The organism is Novosphingobium percolationis, from assembly GCF_020179425.1.
In the GTDB taxonomy this organism is placed as follows: domain Bacteria; phylum Pseudomonadota; class Alphaproteobacteria; order Sphingomonadales; family Sphingomonadaceae; genus Novosphingobium; species Novosphingobium percolationis.
Genome location: NZ_JAILYM010000002.1, coordinates 324613 through 341830 on the forward strand (window position 1 = coordinate 324613; position 17218 = coordinate 341830).

A 17218-nucleotide genomic window follows, 5' to 3' on the forward strand; every position below is an offset into this window, starting at 1 on the left:
GAAGCATGGCCGACAGCCCCTCCGCCCGCCTGGATGCGCGCGCCGAACCCGGCCTTGCGGAGGCCGCCGCGCCAGCGCAGCCGCGCGTGGTCGCGCTGGTCGATGACGACCGCAACATCCTGACCACGCTGTCGATCGCACTGCAGACCGAAGGCTTTGCCACGCGCGTCTACAACGATGGTGCGGGCGCGTTGAAGGCGCTGCTCGACAATCCGCCCGACCTTGTCGTCTGCGACATCAAGATGCCGCGCATGGACGGGCTCGAACTGCTCAGCCGGCTGCGCGAGAAAAGCGCGCTGCCGCTGATCTTCCTGACCAGCAAGGACGACGAGGCGGACGAGGCGCTGGGCCTGTCGATGGGCGCGGACGACTATATCGCCAAGCCGTTCAGCCAGCGCCTGCTGATCGCGCGCATCCGCGCCATTCTGCGGCGCAGCGACATCGTGCGGGCGACGCCGGTTGAAGGAGCCGAGGACGACAGCGCCCCGTTGCCCGATCCGATCCGGCGCGGCAGCCTGACGATGGACCCGGCGCGCCATGTCGTCGCCTGGAAGGGTGAGCCGGTGTCGCTGACCGTCACCGAGTTCTTGATCTTGGAAGCGCTGGCGGTGCGCCCCGGCGTGGTCAAGACGCGCAACCAGCTGATGGACGCAGCCTATCACGACGACGTCTTCGTCGACGATCGTACCATCGATAGCCACATCAAGCGGCTGCGGCGCAAGTTCCGCGCCGTCGATCCGCGGTTCTCCGCGATCGAGACGCTCTACGGCGCAGGGTACAGCTTTGCCGAAGCCTGAGCGTTCGCCCGGCGCGCGCCTGCGTCTGCTGCGCACGCGCGGGGTTTCGCTCACCACGCGCATCCTGGCGGTCAACGTGATTGCGCTGGCTTTGCTCGCGGGTAGCTTCTTCTACCTCGACAGCTACCGAAAGCAGTTGCTGTCCGAACGCTTCAAGCTCGCCCGCGCCGAAGCCGAGATCGCCGCCGATGCGCTGGAAGGCGCAGGGCCTGCCCGGCGCAAGGACCTGCTGGCGCGGATCGGCGCCGAACAGATGCTGCGCCTGACCTACTACGATGCGAAGGGGCGCCTGCTCGACGACAGCTTCCGCCTTGGCCCGCCCTCGTTCGCCTTCGTCGATCCCGCCAGCGAGCCGTGGTACCAGAAGGCCGCGCGCGGGCTGGATCGGGGCGTCGATTTCGTGGTCGGCGCGCCGCAGATCGAGCGTTATCGCGAGCCGCCGCAGCCCGGTGCTGCCAACTGGCCGGAGATCGCCCGCGCGCGCGATGCGCACCGTACCGAAGTCTACTTGCGCTACGCCCCCGATCGTACCCCCGTCATCACCGCCGCGACGCCGGTGGGTGACCATGGCGAAACGCTGCTGGCGATGCGCAACGCGCTCGACATCACGCAGGCCGTGCGCGACGCGCGCCAGACGCTGGTGATCATCATTGGCCTCGCGCTGCTCGCCTCGATCCAGCTTTCGCTGTTCCTGGCGCGCACCATCGTCCAGCCGCTGCGGCAACTGGTGCGCGCAGCGGTGCGGGTGCGGCTGGGGCGCGAGCGCGAGGTGGTGGTGCCGCGCCTGCCCGACCGGGGGGACGAGATCGGCCTGCTCGCCCGCGCCATTTCCGACATGACCAACGCGCTGCGTCAGAAGATCGACGCGGTGGAAAGCTTCGCCGCCGATGTCGCGCACGAACTGAAGAACCCGCTTGCCTCGCTGTCGAGCGCGCTCGAATCGATGGGCAAGGTCGAGGATCCCGACCTGCGCGGTCAGCTTGCGGCCATTGCGGCCCATGACGTGCAGCGCATCGACCGCCTGATCACCGAGATTGCCGACGCCAGCCGCATCGATGCCGAACTGTCGCGCGCCACGTTCGTCGAACTCGACCTGGCCGAGCTTGCCGCGCAAGTCGTCGCCGCGCGCGGTGCCCGGTTCGATCAGAGGCCCGACCAGCGCGGCGATTGCCCGATCCGTTTCCACAGCGACACGATCATGGCGATCGTCCACGGCGATGCGCTGCGGCTCGAACGCGTGCTCGACAACCTGCTCGACAATGCCGCCTCGTTCTCGCCACCCGGCGCTGCGGTCGAGGTGGACGTGACCGCCGATGGCGCGCGCGTGCGGCTGACCGTGTCCGACCACGGGCCCGGCGTGCCCGTGGCCGAACGTGACAAGGTGTTCGAACGCTTCCACTCGGTGCGCCCGGACGATGAAGCCTTCGGCGCGCACAGCGGCCTTGGCCTCGCCATCGCGCGAACCATCGCCGAAGCGCACGATGGCACGCTGACCATCGCCGATCGCGCCGATGGCGCGCCGGGCGCGTGCCTCGTGCTCGAACTGCCGCTCGTCGGCGAGGAGGAAGAATGACGCTGGGCCTTGGTGGAACGCCGCATCAGGCCAGTTGCGTGATGATCGGCAAACGTGCGGTGCTGATCGAAGGGCCATCGGGCGCGGGCAAGTCGAGCCTCGCGCTCGCGCTGATCGATCGCGGGGCGGTCCTGGTCGGCGATGACGGTGTGCTGCTCGACGCGGAGGGCGCGCGGCTCCTGGCGAGTCCGCATCCCAACATCGCGGGCAAGCTGGAAGTGCGCAATCTGGGCATCGTCGAGATGCCCTCGGTCGTGGCCGCCCCGGTTGCGCTGGTGCTGCTGCTCGATCGCGAAGCCCCGCGCTTCGTGTCCGGCGCGGAGACGGCGGTGCGGGCCGGGTGCCCGCTGCCGCAGATCCGGCTCTATCCCGATACGCCGGTGCTGGCGCTGCGCGCGGAAATGGCGCTGCGGCAATATGGCCTGCCCGAAGACTGAGCGGCCTCAAGACCGAACTGTTGTAAATCGTTACCCGCGCCATCCTGCGTCAAGCGGACTTCCCTTGACGGCTGCAAGGGCGCAAACGGTCGCCATGGCTCTCGAATCGGATCAATCTCCGCAGCGCATCCTGCTGGTCACCGGCGTCCTGGGCGCGGGCAAGACCACCGCTTTGCGCACTTTCGAGGACATGGGCTGGGAAGCGATCGACAATTTCCCCATCCGCCTGCTCGACCGCCTGCTGGAAACCGAGCCCGGTTCGGCGCGGCTGGAGGCGGGCGCGCCGCTCGCCATCGGCTTCGACACGCGCACGCGCGGTTTCGACCCGATGAAGATCATCGAGCGCGTCGATGCGCTGGCGGACCGCCCGGATCTTTCGATCAGCACGCTGTTCCTCGATTGCGGCGGGGCCGAACTGGAACGCCGCTTCAACGAGACCCGCCGCCGCCATCCGATGAGCGCGGACAAGCCCGCGACCGCAGGCATCGCCGCCGAGCGCGAACTGCTCGATCCGCTGCGTCGCTGGGCCGACGTGGTGCTGTCCACCACCGATTTCACCTCCAACGACCTGCAACACGCGATCCGGGCGCAGTTCGGTTCGGAAGCGCCGGGCCGCTCGACGCTGACGATCTCCAGCTTCGGCTTTTCGCGCGGGACGCCGCCGCTCGCCGATCTTGTGTTCGACATGCGCTTTCTTGCCAATCCGCACTGGGTGGACGACCTGCGCCCGATGACGGGCAAGGATGCGCCGGTCGGCGACTATATTCGCGAAGACCCGGCCTTCGACGAAGCCTTTGCGCGGATTCGCGATCTGCTGCTGCTGCTGCTTCCGCGGTTCGAGGCGCAAGGCAAGGCCTATGTCCACGTGGCCTTCGGCTGCACCGGCGGGAAACACCGCTCGGTCTACATGGCCGAATGCATCGCTTCCGCCTTGCGCGAGGCGGGATTTTCTCCCACATTGTTGCATCGCAACCTGGCGTCACGCACGGCCGATCTTGTCGAAAGGCCGCAAGTGTGACGGACAAGGGCGCAATCGCATTACGCTTCGGGAGGGGAGCGGCTCTGGAAGACATGCAAGCGGATTGCCAGTGTTCAAGCGTGCCCGCTGACTTCGCCAAGCCTGCGTTCAGACAGGCAGGAGCAGGTTGCAAGGTCGCACTTCGGAGCCATTCCAGTTCATGATCGGTCTCATTCTCGTCACCCACGGCGCTCTCGCCGATGAATTCATCCATGCGATGGAGCACGTGGTTGGTCGTCAGTCCGATGTCGTCGGGGTCTGCATCGGGCCGAACGACGACATGGAAAAGCGCCGCAGGGAAATCGCCGACGCGATTCGCCGCGTCGATTCAGGGTCTGGCGTGATCATCCTGACAGACCTGTTCGGCGGCACCCCGTCCAACCTCGCGATCTCGCTGATGCAGGCGGGCAAGGTGGAAGTGATCGCGGGCATCAATCTTCCCATGCTGATCCGGCTCGCCAAGGCGCGGACCTGCATGGGCGTCAAGGAAGCGACGGCCGCTGCGCGCGATGCGGGGCGGAATTACATAACGATCGCTTCCGAATTTCTCGGACAGGATGCGTGATCGATGGGGGAATCTGCTTACGCCGCCCGTGAGACGGTGACGATCGTGAACCAGCGCGGCCTGCACGCCCGCGCCAGCGCGAAGTTCGTCAACGCCGTCGCCAAGCTGCCCGAAGGCTTCGACGTGACCGTCGCCAAGGACGGCACCGACGCCAACGGCGCCTCTATCCTCGGCCTGATGATGCTGGGCGCGGCCAAGGGCGACAGCATCGACATCACTGTCAGCGGCGCCGAAGGCGATGCCGACGCGGTGCTGATGAAGCTGGCCGGGCTGGTCAAGGACGGCTTCGGCGAAGATTGACCCGCTTGCTTCGGCGGCGGCACTGACGCAAGGCAGCCCCATGCCTCGCAAGATCATCACCGGCTTTTCCAACCCCACGGTCAAGGCCGTGCGGTCCCTGCGCGACAAGAAGCATCGTCGGCGCGAGGGGCGCTTCCTCGTCGAAGGGCTGCGCCTGCTGACCGACGCGCGCGAAAGTGGGCGGCTGCCCGAACTGCTGCTGATGGCGCAGGGGCGCGACGATCATCCGCTGCTGGCGGACCTTGAAGCGGCGGTGGATGCGGCGGGCGGCGAGGTCATCGAACTGCCGCTCGACATCCTGTCCAAGGTGACGGGCAAGGACAATCCGCAGGCGGTGGCCGGGGTCTTCGCCGAATGGGATACCGCGCTCTCGCGCATCGACCGCAACGCCGCCCCGATCTGGCTGGTGGCGCAGGCCATGCGCGATCCGGGCAACCTTGGCACCATGTTGCGTACCGCCGATGCTGTGGGGGCAGGGGGCCTGATCCTGCTCGACGATTGCGTCGATCCCTTCTCGGTCGAAGCGGTGCGCGCCAGCATGGGCGGGATCTTCACCGTCGCGCTGGCGCAGGCGCGCTGGGACGAGTTCCTCGGCTGGTTGCGGCAGGGTGAAGGCCAGCTTGTCGCGGCGTCCTTGCGCGATGCGCAGCCCTATCGCGGCGCGCCTTATGCCGCACCCTGCTTCGTCATGGTCGGCAACGAATCGCAAGGTCTGCCCGAGCCTTACGAAATGGCCTGCGACTTGCGCGTGACGATGCCGATGAAGGGCCGGGCCGACAGCCTGAACGCCGCAGTCGCTGCTGCCGTCCTTGCTTACGAGGTGCTGGCCGCGGTGGACGCCTGATCGCGCGGCAAGGGCAGGCTCAATCGGGTGCGGCGACCGCTGCGGTCACCATGTCGCGCAAGGGCAAGCGGGCCTTCATGCGCACGGCCAACAGGGCCGTACCGCTGACCTTGCGCTGCACGAACAGCGTGGCGGCGGGCGGGACGTGCCAGCTCGCGCGGTCCTCGGCCATGGGCATCGCCTGTTCACGGATCTGTTCGACAAAGCTTCGCTCCGCAAAGTCGAACAGGCCGGGGCGCCCCACCTGCGACAGGATCACGGCGATCATCGCGTCCAGCCGGTCACCATGGCGTTCCATCTGGCGCGGGGACACGAAGCCCACCTCCAGCAGCGCCAGGCGCAGTGCCTGATCGTCTTCGGCAAGGCCTGCCAGCATCAGTCGGCGGTAGGCGGCCGTGGTTTCCGGCAGGACCGACCTTGCCGCGCCGAAGTCCAGCAGCACGATCCGGCCCGTGTCCGGCTGCCAGCGATAGTTGGCGAAGTTGGGGTCGGTCTGCATGAAGCCGAACCGGAACAGTTCGCCCAGCACCAGATCGAGCAAGGCGGCCATGGCGTCGTCGCGCCGGTCCTGCGGCTCCGATGCCAGTTCCTCGATCGGGCGCGCCACGATGAAGTCCATCACCAGCACGTGCCGCCCGGTCAGCTCGTCCACCGGCGCGGGTACCACGAACCGCGCATCGTCAGCCAGAAGCCCGGCATAGCGCCGCATCTGCGCGGCCTCGCGCAAGTAGTCGGTCTCTTCGGTCAGTTGCGCCTTCGCTTCGGCCAGCAGCGGCGCGATGTCGAGATCGCCCGGCAGCAGTCCCGACATGCGCAGCAGCGTGGCCACGTTGTCCACATCGGCGCCGATGCTGGCGGCAACGCCCGGATACTGCACCTTCACCGCCACCTCGCGGCCATCGAGCAGCCGGGCGCGGTGAACCTGGCCGATCGAGGCCGCCGCGACCGGAATCGGGTCGAAGCGGGAAAAGCGGCGGCGCCAGTCCGGGCCCCAGTGCGCTGTCAGCACCTTGTTGAGCTGCGCCGGCGGCATGAAATGCGCGGCATCGCGCAGGCGCGACAGCACTTCGGTCAGTTCCGGCGGCAGCAGGTCGCCCGCATCGAGCGAGATCATCTGGCCCAGCTTCATCGCCGCGCCGCGCAGGCGGGAAAGCTGCTCGGTTACGCGCACGGCATTGCCGGGGGTCAGCAACAGGTCGGAAAGCTGCGGCCTTTCGCCCTTCGTCAGCCGCCGCGCCCCTTCGGCCAAGACGCCGCCCGCAACGCCGCCCGCCAGACGGCCAAAGGCGGAAAGGCGCGAAAGGCGCGCAGAGGGAACCTTGCGATATCGGTCGGACATGGGACGCCTTCGATTACCAAGCCGCTCCTGTCGGCCCGGTTCAATCGCGGCGCAAGGTGCGCCTTGGGGCGGAATCCACGCCGCTCAGAACGCCGGGTCGTACCCCGGAGGCAGTTCGCTGGCCGGGCCGGTCGCAACGTCGCCGCTGCCGGGCACGTGAATGCCGCACTCGGTCTTGTCCCAGCCCTTCCAGCGGCCCGAGCGCGGATCCTCGCCCGGCGCGACCTTGGTGGTGCACGGCGCGCAGCCGATCGAGGGGTAGCCCTGCGCTTCGAGCGGATGGCGCGGAAGCCCGTGCGCGGCGAAGTAGCTGTCGAGCTGTTCCTTGTTCCACGAGGCGAGCGGGTTGATCTTGAGCCGCCCCTGCGCATCGGACTTGTCGATCTCGAAGCGCGGCAGCCCCGCGCGCGTGCTCGACTGGAAGCCCTTGCGGCCGGTCAGCGAGGCATCGTAGTGCAGCAGCGCCTTGGCCAGCGGCTCCACCTTGCGGATCTCGCAGCAGCCATCGGGATCCCACGACCAGCGCAGGCCATTTTCGTCCTTCTTGGCCAGCACTTCGGGATCGGGCTCGACGATCTGCAGCGCGGTCATGCCAAGGTGGGCGATCAGCTCGTCGCGGTAGGCGACGGTTTCGGGAAAGTGCTTGCCCGTTTCGAGGAACAGCACCGGCACCGACGGATCGATGCTGGCGACCAGGTGGAGCAGCACCGCGCTTTCCGCGCCGAAGCTGGAGACGACGGCAAGGTCGCCCGCCAGCCCGTCGCGGATCACCGAGCGCAACATGTCCTGCGTGTCGGTGCCACGGAACAGATTGTTGAGCCGGATCGCCTCGCTTTCGGTAAAGCGCGGATTGGTGTCGATCAGGTCGATCTTGCGGTCGGCCGAATTGCGCGTGGTGCTGCTCATGTGCGGTTAGGTTCCGTTCAGGTCACGGTTACCCGTGACGCTTGGCCCATATGGCGGGACGGCCATCGACCGTCTTCTGGTAGACCTCCGGCCAGGTCGCGAAGGCCTTGTCGGCGGCGGCGCGGTCGATGTCGTGGTTCGGCGCGAAGCTGTCGAACCCGCAACGGCGCATGTGGCTGAGCTGGTCGAGCAGTACGTCGCCCACGGCGCGCAATTCGCCCTGATAGCCGTGTTCGCGCAAGATCCGCGCCGCCGAATAGCCGCGGCCATCGGTGTAGGCGGGGAAGTTTACTTCCACGAGCGCCAGCCGGTCGAGGTGCGGCAGCAGATCGCGCGCATCGTCGCCCGGCTCAATGCGGACGGCGGTGGCGTTCGACTGATCCGCGAAGGCATCGACGGTGACGGCGGGGTCGGCTACCGGCTCGTCAGAGCGGTAGCGCAGGTTCTGTTCAACCATTGGCAGGCTCCTTGGCATAGATCGCCTCCTTGAACGGGGCCATGCCGATACGGCGGTAGGTGTCGAGGAAGCGTTCTCCGTCGGCGCGCTGGTCGAGGTAGACGTTCGTCGCCTTCTCGATCGCATCGACGATGCCGTCTTCGCTGAAGCCGGGGCCGGTGATCGTGCCGAGCGAAGTATCCGCTCCTTCCGAGCCGCCGAACAGCAGCTGGTAGTTCTCGACGCCCTTGCGATCGACACCCAGGATGCCGATGTGGCCCGCGTGGTGGTGACCACAGGCGTTGATGCAGCCCGAGATCTTCAGCTTCAGCTCGCCCAGTTCCTGCTGGCGACCGAGATCGGCGAAGCGTTCGCTGATCTTCTGCGCGACCGGGATCGAGCGCGCGTTGGCGAGGCTGCAGTAATCGAGGCCGGGGCAGGCGATGATGTCGCTGATCAGGTCGAGGTTCGCGTTGGCCAGCCCTGCCTCATCCAGCTTCTGCCAAACCGTGTAGAGATCGGCCTTCTTGACGTGCGGCAGCACGATGTTCTGCGCATGGGTCACGCGCAGTTCGTCGAAGCTGTAGTCGCGGGCAAGGTCAGCCATCAGGCGGATCTGATCGGCCGTGGCGTCGCCCGGAATGCCGCCCACCGGCTTCAGCGCGATGGTGGCGATGGCATAGCCCGTCTGCTTGTGCGCATGGACGTTCTGCTTCACCCAGACGGCGAAGTCGGGATCGGACAGGTCCAGATCGTCCGAGGCGGCAGCGTCGAAGCCAGGCTGTTCGAAGAAGCCCTTGATGCGCTCCAGTTCGGCCGGCGGCGGTTCGAGGCCGAGCGTGAGGATATGCGCGAACTCTTCTTCCACCTGGCGACGATATTCGTCGGCACCGATCTCGTGGACGAGGATCTTGATGCGCGCCTTGTACTTGTTGTCGCGGCGGCCATAGCGGTTGTAGACGCGAAGGCACGCTTCCAGATACGAGATCATCTGGAGCGGCGGCACGAAATCGCCGATCACAGGCGCGATCATCGGGGTGCGGCCCATGCCGCCACCGACGTAGAACTTGCAGCCGACTTCACCCGCGTCGTTGGTCACGAGCTGGATGCCGATGTCGTGCAGCTTCATCGCCGCGCGGTCGGTCTCGCTGCCGATGATGGCGATCTTGAACTTGCGCGGCAGGTAATCGAATTCCGGGTGGAACGTCGACCACTGGCGCAGCAACTCGGCATAGGGGCGCGGATCGACGAGTTCGTCGGCAGCAGCGCCGGCGAAGTGGTCGGCCGTGGTGTTGCGGATGCAGTTGCCGCTGGTCTGGATGGCGTGCATCTCGACCGAGGCGAGGTCAGCCAGCAGATCGGGCGCCTGTTCCAGCTTGATCCAGTTGTACTGGATGTTCTGGCGCGTGGTGAAGTGGCCGTAGCCGCGGTCGTACTTGTCCGCGATATCGCCCAGCATCCGCATCTGCGCGCCGTTCAGCGTGCCATAGGGAATGGCCACGCGCAGCATGTAGGCGTGAAGCTGGAGGTAGAGGCCGTTCTTCAGGCGCAGCGGCTTGAACTGGTCCTCGGCGATTTCACCGGCAAGGCGGCGGTTCACCTGGTCGCGGAACTCCGCGACGCGGGCGTCGACCATTTTCTGGTCGTAGCTGTCGTACTGATACATGGTCAGATCACCCAGGTGCCGGCGGCGGGATCGGCAGGCTTGAGGGAAAGGTCGAGGCGCACCGTCGGCCCGAGGGCGCGGATGCGGTCCTTGATGTGCGCGGGGCGGACGCCTTCGTCGGTCAGCGTCGCGTCGATCACCTGCGTGTCGGTGACGATCTGCTTGGCGTTCTCGCGCGCGATGATCGCCTCGGCGCCCTCGGGCACGTCGACCGCATCGTTGACATGGCGCGACCAGCCTTCGCCGGTCCACCAGATCACGTCGCCGGTCCTCAAATCGTTGCCGGTGATGATCTTCACTGTACGGCCTCCAGCACTCGTTGCATGTCCTTCATGTCTCCCCGGCCCGCGACGTCGCCGATGACGATCAGCGCGGGGCTCTTGACCTTGTTGTCCCTGACCAGCGCGCCAAGCCCGGCGAGCTGCCCGCGCAGCACGCGCATGGTGGGGCGCGCGGCGTTTTCGATGACCGCCAGCGGCATTTCGGGCGAAAGGCCGTCGGCGATGAGCTTTTCGGCGATCGCCTCGCTGGTGGCAATGCCCATGTAGATGACCAGCGTGCGGCCAACGCCTGCAAGGCCCGCCCAGTTCTGGTCGGACAGGCCCTTGCACTGGCCCGCGACGAAGCTGACGATGCTGGCGTTCTCGCGGTGGGTCAGCGGGATCTGAGCGGCTGCGGCTGCGCCCATCGCGGCGCTGATGCCGGGGACGACTTCGACCTTCACGCCCGCTTCATGGCAGGCCTCGGCCTCTTCCCCGCCGCGCCCGAACACGAAGGGATCGCCGCCCTTGAGCCGGACCACGTCGTTGCCCGCCAGCGCTTCGCGCACGAGCAGGGCGTTGATGTCGTCCTGCTGCATGGTGTGGCGCGACCGGCTCTTGGCGACCGAGATCATGCGCGCGGTGCGCGGCGCCATGGCGAGGATCGAGGGATCGACCAGCCCGTCATGGACGACCACGCTTGCACGCATCAGCAGGCGTGCTGCGCGCAGGGTCAGCAGGTCGGGGTCGCCGGGGCCGGCGCCGACGAGAAAGACCGTGCCGGTGCGGGAAGGGGTCTGGGTCATGTTCGGCGATGTGGGACGGACGCGGAAGAGTCGCCAGCGAGAATGGCTTGGGGACGGGTTAGGTGAGCTTTAGCGGCCCTCAAAAAAGCCAACCCCCGCCCGGACGGGTCCGGACGGGGGTTGCACCTCTCTCCCCAAACTCGGGTCGTCAGACGCGCGGGGTTACCCCGCTGCGTGACCTGCGAGCGCCGCGAGGAGAAGCAGCGCCACGATATTGGTGATCTTGATCATCGGGTTGACGGCGGGCCCTGCGGTATCCTTGTAGGGATCGCCGACGGTGTCGCCCGTTACCGCGGCCTTGTGGGCATCGCTGCCCTTGCCGCCGAAGTGGCCGTCCTCGATGTACTTCTTGGCGTTGTCCCACGCGCCGCCGCCCGAAGTCATCGAGAGCGCGACGAACAGGCCGCCGACGATCACGCCGAGGAGCAGCGCGCCGAGCGCGGCAAAGCCGTTCTCGGCACCGGCCACCCAGGTGATGACGAAGTAGACCGCGATCGGTGCGAGCACCGGCAGCAGCGAAGGCACGATCATCTCCTTGATCGCGGCCTTGGTCACGAGGTCCACCGTGCGCGCGTAGTCGGGCTTGGACTCGTAGGTCATGATGCCCGGATTTTCGCGGAACTGTTCGCGCACGTCGACCACCACGTCGCCTGCGGCGCGGCCCACGGCGGTCATGCCCATCGCACCGAACAGGTACGGGAGCAGCGCGCCGAGCAGCAGGCCGACGATGACATAGGGGTTTTCAAGGCTGAAGTTGACCGTCAGCGAGGGGAAGAACTCGCGCAGGTCGGTGGTATAGGCAGCGAACAGCACCAGCGCGGCAAGCCCCGCCGAACCGATCGCATAGCCCTTGGTGACGGCCTTGGTGGTGTTGCCCACGGCATCGAGCGCGTCGGTCTTTTCACGGACCGAATCGTCGAGACCGGCCATTTCGGCAATGCCGCCGGCGTTGTCGGTGACAGGACCATAAGCGTCCAGCGCAACGACCATGCCGGCCAGCGCCAGCATCGCAGTGGCGCCATAGGCGATGCCGAGCGGGCCAGCGAGCTTGTAGGTGATGATCATCGCGGCCACGATCGCGAGCGCAGGAAGCGCGGTGGCTTCCATCGAGATCGCGAGGCCCTGGATCACGTTGGTGCCGTGGCCGGTGACGCTGGCCTTGGCGATGGACTTGACCGGGCGGTAGTTGGTGCCGGTGTAGTATTCGGTGATCCAGATGATCAGGCCGGTCAGCACCAGCCCGACGAGCCCGGCATAGAACAGTTCGCGGCCCGAGAAGCTGTATTCGTTGCCGAACGCGCTGTAGACGGTGACCGCCTCCATGTCGTGAATGGCATACTGCATGGCGAACCAGATCGCCGGAACCGATAGCACGGCGGTGACAAGGAAGCCCTTGTACATCGCGCCCATGATGTTGTTCGACTTGCCCAGCTTGACGAAATAGGTGCCGATGATCGAGGTGACGATGCACACGCCGCCGATCAGCAGCGGGATCGCCATCAGGGCATCGAGGTTGGCGGCGTTCTTCACCAGCAGCGCGGTCATGATCATGGTCGCGCCGATGGTGACGACATACGTCTCGAACAGGTCGGCGGCCATGCCCGCGCAGTCGCCCACGTTGTCGCCCACGTTGTCGGCAATCACGGCGGGGTTGCGCGGATCGTCTTCGGGGATGCCTGCTTCGACCTTGCCGACAAGGTCGGCGCCGACGTCTGCGGCCTTGGTGAAGATGCCGCCGCCCAGACGCGCGAAGATCGATACGAGCGAGGCGCCCAGCGCCAGCGCGGTCAGCGCGGTGACCACGACGCGGTCGTTGACGGCATGGCCGGCAGGGCCGGTCAGGTACCAGAAGAAGCCCGCGATCGCGAGCAGCGCAAGGCCCGCGACGAGCATGCCGGTGATCGCGCCTGCCCGGAAGGCGAGCGTCAGGCCGGCCTGCAGCCCGGTCTGCGCGGCCGCCGCGGTGCGCACGTTCGAGCGGACCGAGACGTTCATGCCGATGAAGCCTGCCGCGCCCGAAAGCACCGCGCCGATCACGAACCCGATCGCGCTGATGGCGCCGAGCGCCCAGGCGACGATGACCGCAACGACCACGCCGACGATCGCGATGGTGGTGTACTGACGCTTGAGATAGGCCTGCGCGCCTTCCTGGATGGCGGCGGCGATTTCCTGCATCTTCGCATTACCGGCGGGCGCACCTAGCACCTGCCGGCTGGTCACGAAGCCGTACACGACGGCCAGCAACCCCAATATGATGGCGGTTACGACTAAATTCACGTTGGCATCCCCCTTATTCAACCGGCCCATGGAGCCGCGCCCCGTCGTTGCGGGATGGCGGGGAAGCTATAGTTTTATGCGAGGCTCGCAAGCCCTTCGATGATCTGCGTCAATCGTGCAAGTAACCGAGCTTTCCGGCAGGCGCCGCGCCATCGAGCAGGACGGCGGCGGCGCCTTGCGGCAGCGCGTGGCCGATGCGGTGCGCCTTGATGGGTGGCATTTCGCCCGGGGGAAGGGCGAACAGCAGTTCGTAGTCATCGCCCCAGCGCACTGCCTCGTCGATGCGGTGGCGGGGCAGGTCCGCGGGCAGCGGGATAGCCGCGCGGTCGATCGCGAAGGTCACGCCGCTGGCCTGCGCCATGCGCGCGGCGTCGATCAGCAGTCCGTCGGAAACATCCATCATCGCGGTGACACGCGGTGCGATCGCGCGGCCTTCGGCAAGGCGGGGCACGGGGCGGCGGAAGGCGCCGCTGTCGGTGGTGGTATCCCCGGCCTTGAGGGCCTCAAACCCCAGCATCGCAGCACCCACGGGGCCGGTGAGCCACAGTGTATCGCTCGCGCGCGCACCGCTGCGCGACGGGACTGGGGTGCAAGTGGCGCGGCCCAGCGCGGTCAGGCCCAGTGTGCGACGGCCCTCGCCCCCCGTGGTATCGCCGCCGAGCAACGGCACGTCATATTCCGCCAGCACGTCGCGCAGGCCTTCGAGGAAGCGTGTGTCGTCATAATCGAGCGCGTAGCCGAGCAGCACGCCGACCGGCTCCGCCCCCTTGGACGCAAGGTCCGACAGGTTGGTGGCGACCAGCTTCCACGCCACGTCCGCCGGGTCCTGCCCCGCCAGCCAGTGGACGCCTTCGACCATGGCATCATGCGTCAGGACCAGCGTTTCGCCGCCGAAGGGCAGCACCGCGCAGTCGTCGGCAAGCCCGCGTGCGGCGGGATGTGTGGCGAGGCCGCGCAATGCGGCGATGAACGCGGCCTCGCCCGACAAGATCAGTCCCCGGTGAAGACGGGCGCGCGCTTTTCGAGGATGGCGGCCACCGCTTCGGCGTGGTCCTTGGTCTCGTGCGCAATCGCCTGATAGGCCGCGGACAGTTCCAGCACATCGTGCGCGCGGCCATGCTGGGCTTCGCGCAGCAGCTTCTTGGTCAGGCGCAGCGCGCGCGGGGAATTGGCGGCGATCTCGTTGGCAATGCCCACCGCCGTTTCGATCAGGTCCGCATCGGGCACGACCGTGCCGACGAGGCCGATGGACTGCGCATAGGCGGCATCAAACGTGCGGCCCGTCAGGAACAGTTCGGCAGCCTTGGAATAGCCGACGATCTTCTGGAGCGTCCACGCTCCGCCGTCGCCGGGCACGATGCCCACCTTGATGAAGCTCGCCGCCATCTTGGCGCTTTCGGCGCAGACGCGAATGTCGCACAGGCAGGCAAGGTCCAGCCCCAGGCCGATGGCGTGGCCATTGATCGCGGCGATCATCGGGATCTCGCAATCGAGCATGGCGCGCGTGGCGCGCTGCACGCCCCGGCGATAGTTGGCGCGGGTCGAGTCGGGCTGGTCAAGCACGCCGATGCCGGTGCGGTCCTTCATGCCCTTGATGTTTCCACCACTTGAAAAGGCGCGCCCCGATCCGGTGAGCACGATGGCGCTGACCGCGCGGTCGTTGCCGAGCTGGAAGAAGGTGTCGACGATGTTGTCACAGTCCTCCAGCGAGCCGATCGCGTTCATTGATTCGGGGCGACTCATCGTCAGGATCGCGACGCGGCCACGGCGCTCGACGGAAAGGAACGGGCTGGTCATCGGGCTTCTCTCCTGCTCCACTGCCTGAAAGGGCATTTCATATATCTGAAAATGGGGTTTTCGATTTGTCGTCGACCCGGGGCTGCCATACGCAAGGCGGCGATGCAAATATTCCCGCTCCACCCCTTCCGTCCCAAGGGCGACATTCCTGCGCTGCGGCAGCAGGTGCGCGACCTTGTCGCAGCACATGAACACCGCTGGTCGGTGCTCCAGCGCGCCAACTGCTGGTTCAGCTTCGACCCCGAGTTTTCGCGGGCGATGGGCGCGGCAGGGCTGCTCGGCATGGTCTGGCCCAAGGAATACGGCGGGCACGAGCGCACCATGCTCGAACGCTACGTGGTGCTGGAGGAACTGCTTGCGGCGGGGGCACCTGCGGGGCTGCACTGGATCGCCGATCGCCAGACGGGTGCGCTGCTGGTGCGCTACGGCACCGAAACGCAGAAGCAGAAGTACCTGCCGGGCATGGCGCGCGGCGAGATCTACGCCTGCATCGGCCTGTCCGAGCCCAATTCCGGCTCCGACCTTGCCAGCGTGCGCACTTTTGCAAAGAAGACGCCCGAGGGCTGGCTGGTCAACGGGCAGAAGGTGTGGACCAGCGGCGCGCACAAGAGCCATGCTGCGCTGACCCTGCTGCGCACCGAGGAAGGCAGCGAGCGGCAGCAGGGCCTGTCGCAGCTGATGATCGACCTCGATACGCCGGGCATCACCATCCGCCCGATCATCGACATGACCGGCACGCACCACTTCAACGAGATCTTCTTCGAAGACGTCCTGCTGCCGCACGACGCGCTGGTCGGCGTCGAAGGGCAGGGGTGGCGGCAGGTTACCGCCGAACTGGCGCTCGAACGCTCCGGCCCCGAACGCTACCTGTCGAGCCACGTGCTGCTGGTTGCCTTGATCGACGCCATCGGCCCCGATCCCAAGGCGGACATCGCCCAGCTGATCGGTCGGCTTACCGCCGAGATGTGGACGCTGCGCCAGATGTCGATGTCGACCGCGGCCAAACTCGACGCGGGCGAGGACCCGATCGTCGAAGCCGCGATCGTCAAGGATCTGGGCAACGCCTATGAACAGGCGCTACCGCGTCTGGTGCAGGCCGCGCTCGATGTCGATCTGGCCGGAAACAGCGCGCTGTCGCAGCTTCTTGCCTATTACCTGCTGGCCGCGCCCAGCTTCTCCCTGCGCGGCGGCACGCCCGAAGTGCTGCGCGGCATCATTGCAAAGGGGCTTGGACTCCGGTGAGCGAAAACCGCCAACTTCTCGTCGAGATGGCCGAAGGGCTGTTCGCCGATCTCGCCCATGTGCCGTTCGAGGACGCCTGGCCGCGTATTGCCGAAGCCGGTTTCGCAACCTTGCTGGTGCCTGCCGAACAGGGCGGCTTTGGCGGCGACTGGGGCGATGTGCTGGCCGTGCTGCGCCTTTCCGGGCTGAACGCCGTGGCCGCGCCCTTGGCCGAACCGATCATCGCCCATGCGCTGCTGGCGCAGGCTGGCATGGGCGCGCCCGATGGCCTGCTGACGCTCGTCGCCGCCAGTGGTCGCGCGCCGTTCGGTCGCCACGCCGATGCGGTGGTCGCGCTGCGCGATGGCACGCTCTCGCTCTATGCGAAGGGCGCATTCGCGGTGGAGGAAGGGCATTCGCTGGCAGGCGAACCGTCCGACCTCATCAGCTTCACCGGCCCTGCCGCCGCCAGCGCGGCCTGTGGCGCGGACCTTGATGGCCTTGGCGCCTTCGCCCGCGTGGCGCAGGCTTCGGGCGCGATGGAGGCCGCTTTCACGCTGGCCATCGATCACGTCAACACCCGCGTCCAGTTTGGCAAGCCCCTTGCCAAGTTCCAGGCCGTGCAGCAGGCGCTGGCGGAGTTTTCGGAAGAAGCAGCGGCGGTCGATGCTTCGGCGGCGGCCTGCGCCGCCGCGCTCGATGCCGGCGATGCCGCGTTCGAAATCGCGGCTGCCAAGTACCGCCTCGGCTTGGCCGTGGATCGCGGGGTGCCGATCGCGCACCGCGTCCACGGCGCCATCGGCTTCACCATGGAATATGCGCTCAACCGCTTTACGCGTCGCCTGATGCACTGGCGCAGCGAATTCGGCAGCGACGCCGTCTGGGCAGAGGCGCTCGGGCGCAAGGTCGCGGCGCTGGGCGGCCACGGATTGTGGCGCGAAATGGCGGCGCGGAGCGACCGGCTTATCGCCTGATC

18 protein-coding genes are annotated in these 17218 nt (G+C 67.1%); 9 read left to right on the top strand and 9 right to left on the bottom strand.

Features of this window, described 5'->3' with window-relative positions; translation table 11 throughout:
* The first annotated feature begins 5 nt into the window (after window positions 1-5).
* From K3A84_RS06015 to K3A84_RS06045, 7 genes are all read left to right on the top strand, one after another.
* On the top strand, window positions 6-797 hold the full coding sequence (locus K3A84_RS06015; protein ID WP_225008423.1) for a response regulator transcription factor: 792 nt from the start codon (window positions 6-8) through the stop codon (window positions 795-797).
* Window positions 784-2370 carry a sensor histidine kinase gene (locus K3A84_RS06020; RefSeq protein ID WP_225008424.1) on the top strand — a complete coding sequence of 529 codons (1587 nt, stop codon included), beginning with the start codon at window positions 784-786 and terminating at the stop codon, window positions 2368-2370. The genes K3A84_RS06015 and K3A84_RS06020 overlap by 14 nt, the downstream gene beginning before the upstream one ends.
* Window positions 2367-2807 carry an HPr kinase/phosphorylase gene (locus tag K3A84_RS06025; RefSeq protein ID WP_225008425.1) on the top strand — a complete coding sequence of 147 codons (441 nt, stop codon included), beginning with the start codon at window positions 2367-2369 and terminating at the stop codon, window positions 2805-2807. The genes K3A84_RS06020 and K3A84_RS06025 overlap by 4 nt, the downstream gene beginning before the upstream one ends.
* A 94-nt stretch (window positions 2808-2901) precedes the next feature.
* Window positions 2902-3825: an RNase adapter RapZ gene (gene rapZ / locus K3A84_RS06030; protein ID WP_225008426.1), complete on the top strand. Its 924-nt coding sequence runs from the start codon at window positions 2902-2904 to the stop codon at window positions 3823-3825.
* A 160-nt stretch (window positions 3826-3985) separates the two neighbouring features.
* On the top strand, window positions 3986-4390 hold the full coding sequence (locus K3A84_RS06035; protein ID WP_225008427.1) for a PTS sugar transporter subunit IIA: 405 nt from the start codon (window positions 3986-3988) through the stop codon (window positions 4388-4390).
* Window positions 4391-4393: 3 nt separating this feature from the next.
* Window positions 4394-4690 (top strand): HPr family phosphocarrier protein, encoded by a 297-nt coding sequence (locus K3A84_RS06040; RefSeq protein ID WP_225008428.1) that lies wholly within the window; start codon window positions 4394-4396, stop codon window positions 4688-4690.
* A 40-nt stretch (window positions 4691-4730) separates the two neighbouring features.
* Window positions 4731-5534: a TrmH family RNA methyltransferase gene (locus tag K3A84_RS06045; RefSeq protein ID WP_225008429.1), complete on the top strand. Its 804-nt coding sequence runs from the start codon at window positions 4731-4733 to the stop codon at window positions 5532-5534.
* A gap of 19 nt (window positions 5535-5553) precedes the next feature.
* Here K3A84_RS06045 and K3A84_RS06050 read toward each other — a convergent pair whose 3' ends face one another.
* From K3A84_RS06050 to K3A84_RS06090, 9 genes are all read right to left on the bottom strand, one after another.
* Window positions 5554-6873: an ABC1 kinase family protein gene (locus K3A84_RS06050; protein WP_225008430.1), complete on the bottom strand. Its 1320-nt coding sequence runs from the start codon at window positions 6871-6873 to the stop codon at window positions 5554-5556.
* Between the two features lie 84 nt (window positions 6874-6957).
* Entirely contained in the window at window positions 6958-7779 is an 822-nt protein-coding gene (locus K3A84_RS06055) for a phosphoadenylyl-sulfate reductase (RefSeq protein WP_225008431.1), read from the bottom strand.
* 28 nt (window positions 7780-7807) lie between these two features.
* Window positions 7808-8236, bottom strand: a complete 429-nt coding sequence (locus tag K3A84_RS06060; protein WP_225008432.1) for a DUF934 domain-containing protein — start codon at window positions 8234-8236, stop codon at window positions 7808-7810.
* Window positions 8229-9881: a nitrite/sulfite reductase gene (locus K3A84_RS06065; RefSeq protein WP_225008433.1), complete on the bottom strand. Its 1653-nt coding sequence runs from the start codon at window positions 9879-9881 to the stop codon at window positions 8229-8231. The genes K3A84_RS06060 and K3A84_RS06065 overlap by 8 nt, the downstream gene beginning before the upstream one ends.
* A 2-nt stretch (window positions 9882-9883) precedes the next feature.
* Window positions 9884-10180: a DUF2849 domain-containing protein gene (locus K3A84_RS06070; RefSeq protein ID WP_225008434.1), complete on the bottom strand. Its 297-nt coding sequence runs from the start codon at window positions 10178-10180 to the stop codon at window positions 9884-9886.
* Window positions 10177-10947 carry a uroporphyrinogen-III C-methyltransferase gene (gene cobA, locus K3A84_RS06075; RefSeq protein WP_225008435.1) on the bottom strand — a complete coding sequence of 257 codons (771 nt, stop codon included), beginning with the start codon at window positions 10945-10947 and terminating at the stop codon, window positions 10177-10179. The genes K3A84_RS06070 and cobA overlap by 4 nt, the downstream gene beginning before the upstream one ends.
* 162 nt (window positions 10948-11109) lie before the next feature.
* Window positions 11110-13224, bottom strand: coding sequence for a sodium-translocating pyrophosphatase (locus K3A84_RS06080; RefSeq protein WP_225008436.1), 2115 nt, complete (start codon window positions 13222-13224; stop codon window positions 11110-11112).
* A 109-nt stretch (window positions 13225-13333) separates the two neighbouring features.
* On the bottom strand, window positions 13334-14212 hold the full coding sequence (gene thiL, locus K3A84_RS06085) for a thiamine-phosphate kinase (protein WP_225008437.1): 879 nt from the start codon (window positions 14210-14212) through the stop codon (window positions 13334-13336).
* 2 nt (window positions 14213-14214) lie between these two features.
* On the bottom strand, window positions 14215-15021 hold the full coding sequence (locus tag K3A84_RS06090; RefSeq protein WP_225008438.1) for a crotonase/enoyl-CoA hydratase family protein: 807 nt from the start codon (window positions 15019-15021) through the stop codon (window positions 14215-14217).
* Window positions 15022-15123: 102 nt separating this feature from the next.
* Here K3A84_RS06090 and K3A84_RS06095 point away from each other — a divergent pair, with 102 nt between their 5' ends.
* Together K3A84_RS06095 and K3A84_RS06100 are read left to right on the top strand one after the other, a co-directional pair.
* Window positions 15124-16263: an acyl-CoA dehydrogenase family protein gene (locus tag K3A84_RS06095; RefSeq protein WP_225008439.1), complete on the top strand. Its 1140-nt coding sequence runs from the start codon at window positions 15124-15126 to the stop codon at window positions 16261-16263.
* Window positions 16260-17216, top strand: a complete 957-nt coding sequence (locus K3A84_RS06100) for an acyl-CoA dehydrogenase family protein (protein WP_225008440.1) — start codon at window positions 16260-16262, stop codon at window positions 17214-17216. The genes K3A84_RS06095 and K3A84_RS06100 overlap by 4 nt, the downstream gene beginning before the upstream one ends.
* The last annotated feature ends 2 nt before the right edge of the window (window positions 17217-17218 follow it).